The organism is Verrucomicrobiia bacterium (assembly GCA_035574275.1).
Taxonomy (GTDB): Bacteria; Zixibacteria; MSB-5A5; order DSPP01; family DSPP01; genus DSPP01.
In genome coordinates this window covers 1-12,495 of sequence record DATLYY010000044.1, presented here as the reverse complement: position 1 = coordinate 12,495, position 12,495 = coordinate 1, and the positions used below count along the sequence as shown (strand labels likewise).

General features: G+C 54.4%; 11 protein-coding genes and 1 tRNA gene. All 12 read left to right on the top strand.

Features of this window, described 5'->3' with window-relative positions:
• Nucleotides 1-4 precede the first annotated feature (4 nt).
• The 12 genes from VNL73_06820 (at nt 5) to VNL73_06765 (ending at nt 11,148) form a co-directional block, all read left to right on the top strand.
• Nucleotides 5-1,009, top strand: a complete 1,005-nt coding sequence (locus VNL73_06820) for an NAD(P)H-dependent glycerol-3-phosphate dehydrogenase (GenBank protein HXF49120.1) — start codon at nt 5-7, stop codon at nt 1,007-1,009.
• Nucleotides 1,010-1,019: 10 nt separating this feature from the next.
• Nucleotides 1,020-1,358, top strand: coding sequence for a MerR family transcriptional regulator (locus VNL73_06815; protein HXF49119.1), 339 nt, complete (start codon nt 1,020-1,022; stop codon nt 1,356-1,358).
• A gap of 34 nt (nt 1,359-1,392) precedes the next feature.
• Nucleotides 1,393-1,469: transfer RNA gene (locus VNL73_06810), tRNA-Pro, on the top strand.
• Nucleotides 1,470-1,479: 10 nt separating this feature from the next.
• Nucleotides 1,480-2,136 (top strand): glycosyltransferase family 2 protein, encoded by a 657-nt coding sequence (locus VNL73_06805; protein ID HXF49118.1) that lies wholly within the window; start codon nt 1,480-1,482, stop codon nt 2,134-2,136.
• A gap of 70 nt (nt 2,137-2,206) precedes the next feature.
• Nucleotides 2,207-2,557, top strand: a complete 351-nt coding sequence (locus VNL73_06800) for a DUF2200 domain-containing protein (GenBank protein ID HXF49117.1) — start codon at nt 2,207-2,209, stop codon at nt 2,555-2,557.
• Nucleotides 2,558-2,618: 61 nt separating this feature from the next.
• The gene (locus VNL73_06795) at nt 2,619-3,362 is read left to right on the top strand and encodes a CPBP family intramembrane glutamic endopeptidase (protein ID HXF49116.1); all 744 of its coding nucleotides are present in this window, start codon (nt 2,619-2,621) and stop codon (nt 3,360-3,362) included.
• A gap of 87 nt (nt 3,363-3,449) precedes the next feature.
• The gene (gene surE / locus VNL73_06790; protein ID HXF49115.1) at nt 3,450-4,196 is read left to right on the top strand and encodes a 5'/3'-nucleotidase SurE; all 747 of its coding nucleotides are present in this window, start codon (nt 3,450-3,452) and stop codon (nt 4,194-4,196) included.
• A 41-nt stretch (nt 4,197-4,237) separates the two neighbouring features.
• Nucleotides 4,238-6,694: a leucine--tRNA ligase gene (leuS, locus tag VNL73_06785; protein ID HXF49114.1), complete on the top strand. Its 2,457-nt coding sequence runs from the start codon at nt 4,238-4,240 to the stop codon at nt 6,692-6,694.
• 288 nt (nt 6,695-6,982) lie between these two features.
• On the top strand, nt 6,983-7,546 hold the full coding sequence (locus VNL73_06780) for a hypothetical protein (protein HXF49113.1): 564 nt from the start codon (nt 6,983-6,985) through the stop codon (nt 7,544-7,546).
• A gap of 16 nt (nt 7,547-7,562) precedes the next feature.
• Entirely contained in the window at nt 7,563-9,047 is a 1,485-nt protein-coding gene (locus VNL73_06775) for a hypothetical protein (protein ID HXF49112.1), read from the top strand.
• A gap of 292 nt (nt 9,048-9,339) precedes the next feature.
• Complete coding sequence (locus VNL73_06770; protein ID HXF49111.1) at nt 9,340-9,906, top strand: hypothetical protein; 567 nt, start codon at nt 9,340-9,342, stop codon at nt 9,904-9,906.
• A gap of 21 nt (nt 9,907-9,927) precedes the next feature.
• On the top strand, nt 9,928-11,148 hold the full coding sequence (locus tag VNL73_06765; GenBank protein HXF49110.1) for a hypothetical protein: 1,221 nt from the start codon (nt 9,928-9,930) through the stop codon (nt 11,146-11,148).
• Nucleotides 11,149-12,495: the final 1,347 nt, after the last annotated feature.

Below are 12,495 nucleotides of genomic sequence, written 5' to 3'. Positions count from 1 at the left end.
CTTTATGCCTAAAATCAGCTGCCTTGGGGCCGGAAGCTGGGGGATGGCTATTAGCTGTTATCTCTCAAAAAAGGAACCCAATATCTGGCTTTGGGAAGGGGTCGAGGCCAATTTTAAGAAGCTGAAAGAGTCCCGTCAGGATTCAGCGCGCCTTCCGGGGACTACCCTGCCAACCTCCGTTCGCATCGTCAACGATTTGGCCGAAGCGCTGCTCGGATGTGAAGTTCTGCTTTTTGTTTTGCCTTCGCACACCATCGAGGAAGTTGCCAAAAAGGTGGCGCCGTTTATCAAATCCAAGATGCTTGTGGTTAGCTTGTCGAAAGGGCTGACCCCAACAATGGAACGGATTTCGGAGGTCTTGAAGAGAACGCTGCCTTCGGCCGTGCGGGACCAAATTGTGGTGCTTTCCGGCCCGAGTCACGCCGAGGAAGTTGCGGCGGGATTGCCGACGGCTATCGTGGCTTCTTCTGAAAATCCGGTGGCGGCGGAGAAAGTTCAAACCCTCTTTTCAAGTTCCACTTTAAGGACCTATACCAACTCCGACCCGCTGGGTGTCGAACTGGCAGGGGCGTTGAAAAACGTCATTGCCATCGCCTGTGGGGTGGCGGATGGATTGGGATTTGGGGACAACACCAAGGGGGCGCTTTTGACCCGGGGGTTGGCGGAAATCACCCGGCTCGGCGTTAAAATGGGAGCCCAGCCGCAGACCTTTGCCGGGCTGGCGGGAATGGGGGATTTGATTACCACCGGCATTTCGCGGCATTCCCGCAACCGCTTCGTCGGGGAACGGATTGGAAAAGGGGAGAAACTGCCGGAGATTTTGGCCAAGATGGTAATGGTTGCAGAGGGGGTGAACACCACCAAGGCGGCCGTGGCGCTGGCCAAAAAGCACGGTGTGGAAATGCCGATTGCCCAGAAAGTTTACGAAATGCTTTTTGAAAACAAACCGGCGATTTTGGCGTTGAAGGAACTGATGGAACGGGAATTGAAAACGGAAGTCTGGCACTAAGGGGAGGCCTATGGAAGACAAAATTTATTACTCTATCCGGGAAGTGGCGAAACGAATCGGAGTGGAGCCGTACGTTCTGCGTTTTTGGGAAAAGGAGTTTCCGGCGCTGAAGCCGAAGAAGGGGCGTTCCGGGGCGCGGATGTACCAAACCCGGGAAATCGAGATGGCGGAGAAAATCCGTTACCTGCTCTACGACCGGAAATTCACCATCGACGGGGCGCGGAACTTTTTGAAGGCCGCCACGAGCATGAACGGCGACGCCCCGGAGGATGTGCGGAAGGAACGAATCATCAAGACCATCCGGGAACTGAAGTCGGAAATCGAGGAGCTGTTAAAACTTTTCCCTTGATTTGGCCCCTTCCGCCCCATAACTTTTAAGAGGCCGGGGCGTGGCGCAGCCTGGTAGCGCACTCGCTTGGGGTGCGAGTGGTCGCCCGTTCAAATCGGGTCGCCCCGACCATTTTTTTCCAATGCCCGTTCAAGCCCTGATTCCCGCCTACAACGCCGGTCAATCTCTATCAAATCTTCTGCCGCAGGTCAAAAAGCATCTTCCCAACATTTTGGTTGTGGATGACGGCTCCAGCGATAACACCGCTGGAGTCGCCCGGCAGGCCGGCGTTGTGGTAATTCGGCTTGAAAAGAATAGAGGGAAGGGGAATGCTTTGAGAACCGGCTTTAAAGCCGCTCTTGAAAACGGCTCGACCGCCGTTTTGACGCTGGATGCCGATGGCCAGCATGACCCGGAAAGGATTCCGGAGTTTTTGAAGATGGCCTCGCCAAACGCTATGATAATCGGTTGCCGGGAGGTGCGGGTGGATAAAATGCCCTTCCCGCGGATTTTGTCGAATACAATCACTTCGTCAATGCTTTCCATGCTCACCGGAGCAAAGCTGCGGGATTCCCAATCCGGTTACCGTCTAATTGGCCGGGAAATTCTCGCAAAAATTGAACTGGAGACCGACCATTTTGAGACCGAATCCGAACTGCTTTTGAAAGCCGCCCGGTTGGGCTACATCCCCCAGTTTTTGCCGATACCCACCCGCTATGACGGCGAGCGCTCCTTTATGCGCCCGGCTTTGGATACGATGAGGTTCATACGGTTGCTGTGGAAGAGCTTTTGGTGGTAGGGGTGGGGGCATGGCAATGGTTGATGGGAAAAGGGAAGATTATGGTGCATTTTCACTAGGGGGAATGACGATGCCTAAGCATCACATTTTTGCGATAAAATTTGCAAAGGTTTATCCCTTGTATGTTCAAAAGGCGGAACGCAAGAATCGTACTAAAGAGGAAGTTGATAAAATCATTTGCTGGTTGACGGGCTATAACCAAGCGGGATTACAGCGGCAAATCGAACAGGAAAACGATCTTGAAACCTTTTTTGCCCAAGCACCAAGCATTCATCCGAATAGCGCGCTTATCAAGGGCGTGGTGTGCGGTGTGCGCGTAGAAGAAATCGACGACCCACTGATGCAAAAAATTCGCTATTTGGACAAGCTGATTGATGAGCTCGCAAAAGGAAAAGCGATGGAGAAGATTCTGCGGCAATGACTCCTTTCACCACACGGGCTGGCTGGCAACCCACCGCCGAGCGGGTCGCGAAGAATCCGGAATGACGACACTCCCCGACCTGCTCTACGTGGCGCTGTTTGCAGTCGTCTTGCCACTGGTGGACTACTTGGTTTTCTGGCCGGCGTTTCGCCGCCGGTCGCAGGCCGATCCGGCCCGGGCGCGGACGTGGCTCTGGGCATGGACGATCCTTGGAGCATGGCCGGTGGTCGCCGTCGGGGCGGCACTGTGGGCGGCGAACGACCGATCCTGGGCATCGCTCGGATTTTCCGTGCCCGACGGCTGGCGGTTGTGGATATCCATCGCCCTGGTCCTGCTGCTCGCAGTCTACCACGCCTCTGCGGTCGCGACTCTCGTCCGCAGTTCCGAGGAAAGGGCGAGCCTGCGGCAACAGATCGGGACGCTCACCGCCATCGCGCCGCACGCGCGGACAGAAATGTATTGGTGGGGTGGGGTGTCGCTGACCGCGGGGTTCTGCGAGGAGTTTCTGTATCGCGGCTACTTCATCTGGTTCTTCTCCCCCTGGCTCGGCTGGTGGGGCGCTGCAGCGCTCTCCCTTGCATTCTTCGCGATTGCGCATCTTTACCAGGGGTGGAATGGCGTCCTCCGCACGGGCATCGTCGGCGCCCTCATAACGCTGGTCGTGGCGATTTTCGGCTCCCTCTGGCCGGCGATCGCGCTGCACGTCCTCTTAGATCTCGGCCAGGGAATGATCGCATGGCTGGCGCTACGCGAGGGATCGACAAGCAGCGGTGTGGTGGAAGTGGAACAGCTAAAGAAACTGTAATCGACCTCGGGAGCCACATCGAGTCCGCTTCGGGCCGAATTTGGTAGTTAGATTGACCGCAGCCATCCCTCCTATATATTCAACCGGATGAACTTGCTTTTAACCAATGATGACGGGATTTGGGCCGAGGGGCTTTTGACATTGGCCAAAGAAATCAAAAAAATCGGCAAGGTTTTAATCGTAGCCCCGGACCGGGAGCAGTCGGCCACCAGCCATTCCTTGACTTTGCACCGGCCTTTGCGGATTAACAAAATAGAAGCCGACCGATATGCCGTGGACGGCACGCCCACAGATGCCGTGATGGTCGCCTTTCACGGGCTTTTGAAACGGAAAAAGCCGGATTTGCTCATCTCCGGCATCAATATGGGGCCGAATTTGGGGGATGACGTGACGTATTCCGGCACGGTGGCGGCGGCCATCGAGGGGACGATTTTGGGTATTCCTTCCATCGCCGTTTCCCATTCCGGCTGGGAGCCGGGGAAGTTCGGCCCGGCGGCGCGGTGGGTAGCGAAATTCGTCCGCCAACTGACAAAGGAAAAACTGCCGCCGGGGACTTTCTTGAATATCAATTTTCCAAAATTGAGAAAAGGCCGGTTTTTGGGTGCAGAAATTACCAAGCTGGGGCGCCGGGTGTACAACGACATTCTGGTGCGAAAAACGGACCCGCGCGGCAAGCATTATTACTGGATAGGGGGGGAGCCGACCTATATCCACGAACGGCAATCCGATTTTTCCGCCATCCACGCCGGCAAAATCTCCATCACGCCGCTCAAGGTGGATTTGACGGACTATGCGGCGTTGTCCTATTTCCAGAATTGGAAGCTGAAGATTTAGCGTTCTTGTCAAACCCACCAATTTTCATAAATTGTTAATCCATGCCGGCAAATTATCCCTTTAAGGAAATCGAGCCCAAGTGGCAGAAATTTTGGGAGGAGCAAAAGCTTTTCCTTGCTTCCGAGCCGCCCAAGAAAAAATATATGGTCATGCCGATGTTCATTTATCCCTCCGGCGACATTCATATGGGGCATTTCCGCAACTACACCATTACGGACGCACTGGCCCGCAAAAAAATGATGGAGGGGTATGACGTGATGCACCCCTTCGGGTTCGACGCCTTCGGGCTGCCGGCCGAAAACGCCGCCATCAAGCTGGGGATTCATCCCGAAGAATGGACGCTGAAGAACGTGGACACCTCCCGCAAAACACTTAAACGAATCGGCATCAGCTTTGACTGGACGCGGGAGGTTGTGACCTGCCTGCCGGATTACTACAAATGGACGGAGTGGATGTTCCTTTTGATGTACAAGCGGGGGCTGGCCTACCGGGCGATGGGAAAGGTGAACTGGTGTCCGAAGGACAAGACCGTTTTGGCCAACGAGCAGGTTGTCGGCGGCCTTTGCTGGCGCTGCGACACACCGGTGGAGACCAAGGAACTGGAGCAGTGGTATTTCAAAATCACCGCCTATGCCGAGCGGCTCTTGGCTGATATCGACAAGCTGGAGGGATGGCCGGAAGGGCTGAAGACGATGCAGCGGAACTGGATTGGGAAGTCGGTCGGACTGGAAATCCAGTTTACTTCCGAAAATGGCGTTCCTCTGACCGTTTTTACTACCCGGCCAGATACCGTCTTCGGGGCCACTTTTATGGTCCTTGCTCCGGAGCATACGGTTTTGGAAAAACTGCCGATTCCGGCAGAAAAGAAAGCAGAGGTCAAAGCGTATCAGGAAAAGGCAAAGCGGAAATCGGACATCGAGCGTACCTCTCTGGAACGGGAAAAGGATGGCGTTTTCACCGGCGCTTTTGCGGTAAATCCATTGAACGGGGAAAAAATCCCCATCTGGATAGCGGATTACGTTCTGGCAACCTATGGCACGGGGATGATTATGGCCGTGCCGGCGCATGATGAGCGGGATTTCGAGTTCGCCAAGAAGTATAACCTGCCAATTCGTCCCGTCATCGCGCCGATGGAGGGGAACGTCGAACTGCCCTACACTTATACCGAAAAGGCCAAGCTGATAAACTCCGGCAACTTTTCCGAGCTCCCCTGCGAAGCGGGCTGGCAGAAGATTGCGGATAAGGTGGAGGCGGAAGGGAAGGGGAGGCGCAAAACCGAATACCGGTTGCGGGACTGGCTGATTTCCCGCCAGCGGTACTGGGGAAGCCCGATTCCGGTCGTTCATTGCCCCAAGGACGGTATCGTCCCCGTTTCAGAAGACCAATTGCCGGTTCTTTTGCCCAAGAAGGTGAAGAGCTTTATTCCGGAAGGACGTTCGCCTTTGGCGGATGTGCCGGAGTATATCAACACCACCTGCCCCAAGTGCCACGGGCCGGCCAAGCGGGATCCGGATACGATGGACACTTTTCTTTGTTCCTCGTGGTATTTCCTGCGCTATACCGACCCGAAAAACGAAAAGGCCCCCTTTGAGCCGGCCAAGGCAAACCGCTGGCTGCCGATTGATAATTATGTGGGAGGCATTGAACACGCCACCGGGCATTTATTGTATTTCCGGTTTTTCACGAAGGTCTTGAAGGATGCAGGTTATGTAAACTTTGACGAGCCGGCTCTTAATCTTTTCAACCATGGGATGGTTCTGGACGCCCAAGGCCGGGTAATGTCCAAATCGCTTGGCAATACGGTATCTCCCATTGAGGAAATCCAAAAAGAGGGCGCCGACGTTTTACGGCTGGCGATGTTTTTTGCCGCCCCCGGCGACAAGGAAATGCTCTGGACCACGGACGGGATTCTGGGCCAGTCCCGGTTTCTTTCCCGTTTTTGGCGGCTGGCGCAGGAGTTAAAGGATTACTTTAAGGCGCCTTTGCATTACAAGGTGGATATGCACACCTCGTCCGAATACGACCGGGCCTTGTATAAGAAGCTCAACTGGGCCATCAAAAAGGCCACCGATGATTACGCCGACTATCAGTTCAATACCGTAATTTCAGCCGTTATGGAGCTTTTAAACGCTTTTGGGGAGGTTCCCAAGGACTCCAAGGTGGCCCATTACGCGCTTTCCAAGGCCACCCAGCTTCTGGCCCCCGTGGCGCCGCATTTCTGTGAGGAGGTCTGGCAGATTCTGGGGCACAAGCCCTCGATTTTTCACTCCGGCTGGCCAGCCCACGACCAGCAGGCCCTGGAAGAAACCATAATGACCCTTGCAGTCCAGATAAACGGCCGCCTGCGGCATACCGTGACTTTGCCCAAAACGATGCCGGAACCGGAAATCCTGAAGCATTTGCAGGAGCTGCCGAAGCTGGCGCCGCATTTCGAAGGGAAAAGCGTTGTCAAATCGATTTATGTCCCGGAGAAATTGATAAACGTAGTGGTTCGCTAAGAATGCAGTGTTTATCAAGCCGAATATGTGTGTCCTATAAGAAATATTATGTAAACTAATATATCTTTCGCAATTTGCAATAAAAACATCCAGGCCTTGCACTCCCCTACCCTATTGGCAAATATCCATGCTTTCGCCGCACCTTGTCCACCGGTTTATTTGTTTTGCTCTTTCAATTGTTTGTCCGTCAATGGCTTAATCGCTGCCTAAAACAAGCAGTTGAAGGCACTCCGTTTGCATTAGAATTACTCGGACAAAATATAAGGAGGTTAAAAACAAGGAGCCTAAATGCTAAAACTTTCTAAACTTCTATCCAATACCAAGGGTATTAGCATTGTAGAAATCCTGGTTGCCGCTTTTCTGGTGGCCATGGTATGTGCCTTCACCCTTCAGGCCTTTGTGGGTCAAAAGGAGGCCGGCAACATACAGGCGGAGGTATCGGAAGCTCAACAGGCCGCCGCATTCTCTTTGACAGAGCTTACTGTGGCCGTCCGTAATGCCGGATGCGGGGTTCCGATGGGGACTCCCCCCTACCGTATTAAACCGGGCACGCTGGGACATGACACGCTTATCATTTACTGCCAGAACGGCGGCAGCACCGACTCCACCCGATACTTTCTGGATCACACCACGGACGCCGCACACCCGACTTTGAAACGGAAAAGAAATACGGCCGGAGCGGAGGTTTTCGCCGAAAACATCGAGGACATTGACTTCATTCCGGTAGGAGCGCCCGTGAAATCCATTACCGTCAGCTTGACCGCCCGCACGGAATCGATTGACAAGCACCTGAACGACTACCGCCGCCGGACGGTTTCTTCCAATATCGTAATGGCGAACACAACCCTTTAAAAAAGGAGGTATTTTTATGTTCAACTCTAACGCGTTTCAAAACCAGAAGGGGTTTGCCTTCATCGTCGTTCTGGCGGTGCTGGTGATCGTAACCGGGCTGGCCTTGGTCGCCTTCAACACCTCGGACACCGACCGGATGATTGCCTCCAACAATTTGGGGCAGGCCCGCTCTTACTACGCCGCCGAAGGGGGCATACGTCTCGCGATGGCCCAGCTTAAAGCCGACCCGAACTGGCGGGCCGGTTATTCCTCCACGACCATCGGCAAAGGGTATTTCGGCCTCACGGTCAAGGACAGCACGGCCAAACCCTCGCTGGGGAAGAATCTGGAGATGGTCTCCACCGGCCATTCCGACCAGACCCAGAGCGCCATCGAGGTCATTCTGAAGCCGACCGGCTACCACCCCCTTTTCAATCATGCCATTTACGCCGGCAACTCGTACGAGTATGATTCCACGGCCGACTCGCAGACCTGGACTTATACGATGAGCTTCGGCGGCACCGGCTCCAAAAAAGACACCGTTAAAGGGGATGTGTGGATGAACGGAAACGTGGCGGTCACCGGCAACGCCGTCATAAACGGCAGCATCGACGCCGGCGGAGACATTACCGGCAACCCGGCCACCGGCACCTCCACCGAGAACGTCGATTATCTGGCGCCGCCGGACTTGGCGAGCATGAACTACGCCTCGATAGCCGACTACGTTGTCAACAGCTCAAGCCCCTGGGATGCCAGCGGGCGGATTGCCTCCGGCGATCCCCGTCACATTTTCGTCAAGGAGTTCCGGGGGGACCTTTCCGCTTCGCTGGGGTACACTTTCAACAACACCAATTATTTCTTTGGCGACCCGTGGGAAGGTTCGGGGCTCTCCAACGTTTCCGTAAGCTCGGCCGGAAACAACAAAACCTACTATATAGACGGCAATCTCTGGATTGAACCGGACGGTCCGGACCAGCGGCTGGTCAACAGCCCCTCCGGCGGCACCCATATTACGGTCGTGGTGAGAGGGAACATTTATTTCTCCGACAACCTCTTCTATCAAAACGCCGCCCAGGACGGGATTGCCTTTGTGGCGATGAGCGACGGGGAAAGCTACACCGATTTGGACCGGGACAACCGCTACGATGCCGGCGAGCCGATTCTGCACGATGACGGCGACGGCATTTACGAAGGGAACAGCGAAGGAAGCGGCAACATCGTTTTCGGCGACCCGAACGGCGGCCCGTTGGGAATGGTCAACGGCTTTCTGTATGCGGAAAACAACTTCCAGGCCAAGGATATGACCGGCACGGACGGCACGCCGCAGGATTTCGGCGTGAACGGGATGATATCCGCCGGAAATCTGTTTGACATTCAACGGGACTATCCGAAGGGGCACGCCAAAATGACGATTAATTACGACTCCCGTCTTCAGAACGGTTCCTTGACACTTCCGGGGCTTCCCAAACGGAAATCCTCGGCGGGCGCCTGGGAGATTTTAAGCTGGCGGCAGTTGTTCTAAGGCAGAAGAACAACCAAAAAGCAAAAGAGGCCCCGGGTTCTGGGGCCTCTTTTCTTTATAAAGGTACGTTTTTTCTGAAAACAGTTATCCATGTCTGGCAACCGTCCCTTTAACTATTGGATTTTTCCCACACAAATACGTCCGTCTCCCATTCAAGCCTTGAATCTGCAAAAATAACCCCTTGTCTCCCAGGCAAATACTTTGCCCTTCAAATGGGCTTTCGGGCATCTTCCTTGCTCTTCAAAACGATTGTAGATTTTAAAAAGGAGACCGATAAGAACAGAGAGAGAAAATGATAAAAATTCCCGCACTTCTAAAAAATACCAATGGCATCAGCATCGTCGAGCTTTTAATCGGCGCTTTCATCCTGGCTTTAATCAGCGCCGTCACCCTGCAGGCGTTTTTGGGCCAAAAGGAAGCGAGCAACATGCAAGCACAGGTTTCCGATGTTCAGCAGGCGGCCACCTTTTCCCTGGCAGAAATCACCAAGGCGGTGCGCAATGCCGGCTACCGTGCCGGCGGCAAGGTTTACCGGATACAACCCGGCTCGCTCGGGCATGATACGTTGATTATCTACAGTTTCAATTATACAGGAACGAACTCAATCGATTCCATCCGTTTCTTTTTGGACCACACCACCGATGCGGCCCACCCCGCCTTGATGAAGAAGCTCAATACCGGAAGCGCAGAAGTGTATGCTGAAAACATTGAGGATATTGACTTCTTTTACGGGGCAGGCGGCAGTACCAAAACCTGTACGGTAAGCTTGACCGCGCGCACGGAGGATATCGACAAACGCCTGAACGACTACCGCCGCCGGACGGTTTCGACCCAAATTTTCGTTCCTAATTCGCCGTAACGCAAAGAAGGAGGTATTTTTATGCGCTTAACTACCACTTTTCAATACAGAGGAAAGATGTACACTTGCCGCAACCAAAGCGGTTTTGCGCTTATTGTTGTTTTGGGCATTCTGATTTTGGTTACCGGTTTGGCCATCGTAGCTTTTAATACCTCGGATACGGACCGCCAGATCGCCTCCAACAATTTGAACACGACCCGATCTTATTATGCGGCCGAGGCCGGCATTATCCGGGCAACCAGCATGTTGGTGGACTCCATGTGGCGCGCCGGTTTCACCAATCAGAGCATTGGCAACGCCACGTATGACGTGCGCGTCATTGACAGCCTAACTTCGGGCTACGCCAGCCTTAAGGACAGCATCATGCTCCGTGCCGTAGGCCGCGACAAAGGGACAGAAAGCCAGATTGACGTGCTTATGGCAAAAGTGAAACTGCGGCAGTTCAGGTGGGCGGCCTTTGGCGATACGGCCGTGAAAGTAACGGGCGGCGCCTTTTTCGACTCCTACGATTCCGACTCCGGGACGTATATCTCGCAGGCTATCCACGGCCCGGACGCTGATGGCAACATGTACTCCGGCCCGCTGGGCGGTAATGTGGGCGGCAACGGCCAGATTGACGCTTCCGGCAACTCCAGTGTGCATGGAGACGTCATCACCCCGGATACCGTTGTCATAGGCAGCGCCAATATTTATGGAACCGTCTCCTCATCCGGCTCAACCACCTACCTCCCCCCTATCACCACAGCCGAGATGGATTATGCAAAAGCAAACAGCAATGCTCCCGGAGGGTTGATCCTAAGCGGAGGGGCTTCCTATGATCCCTCCACAAAGACCCTAAGCGGCAATAGCGGAACGGTTACCCTAAGCTCCGGCATCTACTATTTTTCCAGCATCAGTATGAAATCCAATATCATCATTGCGCCGGGTGCCAAGGTAATCATCTATACCGACGGTAACATCGATGCCAAAGGAGACATTGTTAACAGCAGCCTCAAGGCCGAGAACTTTCAAATTTACTCGACCGGTTCGTCCGTCTCTCTCAATTCCGGGACGACCATGTACGCCGTTATTTACGCTCCGAACGCCGCCATTACCATCAACGGGGGCTCCGACGCGTACGGCTCCTTCATCGGAAAAAGCGTCAAAGGAAATGGCGGCGCGCACATCCACTTTGATCGCTCTCTTTTGAAAATAAACCGGAACAAAATCAAGTATGAAAAGGTAGCCTGGAAGGCGTACTAATCAAAAGAGAAATGAGGAGGGTGGCCGAGTAACTACGGGAGGGGATGCAGGAGGCCCGGAAGAAGTCCGGGCCTCTTTTTTTGGCGCCCAGTCCCCCTATAATAAGGGCCCTTGCAATATTCACTCTGAAGTTGTTGCGATTTTGCGAAAAAAAGAAAAAAAAACCCCCTCTAATTTTTGGCGGGCTGCAAAATCGGGGGGATTTTGCAGGCGGAAATGTAACCTCCCCTTAATCCCCTCCTTCGTAAGGAGGGGACAAGAGAGAAAACCACCCCCCGGGACTTCGTCTCCGTCCCCCTTAAGTACAGGGGGACAGAAAGATTATTTTAAGGGAAGGGAGGGGCGGAGCGTACGTTCCGCCCCTTTTGCCTTTCCTTTTTCCCCTCAACCCGCTTTTGGCGGGTTTGGGGCTTCGTGACCCTTTTGGCTGCCCTTGGGTCTTAGGGCTTTGGGTTCGCGGGATTGGGCGGCATGTGAAGGGGAGGCGCCACCTCCTCTTCAGCTCTATTGGGTTGGCTGCCTTCAAAGAGGCAGCTGCCCTGCGCCGTTTACGCGGCGCTTTGGTGTTCTATTCCGGCTTAGTGCAACCTCCCCTTAATCCCCTCCTTCGTAAGGAGGGGAGAAGTAGGATGCACGGTTGGCCGTCCGCCCCAAGCCCGGAACGGGCGGCGGCTTTTGCCGACGGGCCTTTTGGGCGCGCCTTATGGTTGGCAAGCCGATGGAATGGCTTGGCCTCAGGGGCCGGGTGGAACTGCCTGACTCCCCCGCCCTGATGGGGGAGGGGCTTTTTGGCTTTTCGCCCCCTTTCGTCAAAGGGGGCTTGCGTGGTGTGTTTCTTGCCCCCGGCACTCGGCCGGGGGGGTATCATGCTACGCCTTTGGGCCCCGGGGAGAGTCCGGTGTGCACACCGGCTCTTTCCCCGAGGCTAAATCCCGCGTCTCACAAATACAGGGATCAGGGATTGGGGATTATGGATTAGTGAAAATCCTTAAAACCCGCCCACGTCCCTCTACTATAGGCCCACCCTGCACCATTCACTCCGTTTTTGTAGTGATTTTGCTGATTGGGAAGTGGGCACAATATATTGTGCCCCTACGAAAGACGAAAAACAAAAAAATGGATGAACACAAGGTTCGCCCCTACGAAATCCCCCCTCCGGCGCAAAGCGCCTCGTCCCCTCCCTCGGCTACGCTCGGGACAGGCTTGGTAAGGGGGACAAAAAAGGCGGGCGTATGCAATACGCCCCTACGAAAGAGGAAAAACAAGGACGGGCGAACACATCGGTTCGCCCCTACGAAAATAAAGGCGGGCGGGTTGGGGTCATCAAAGATGACCGGATAAACCCGC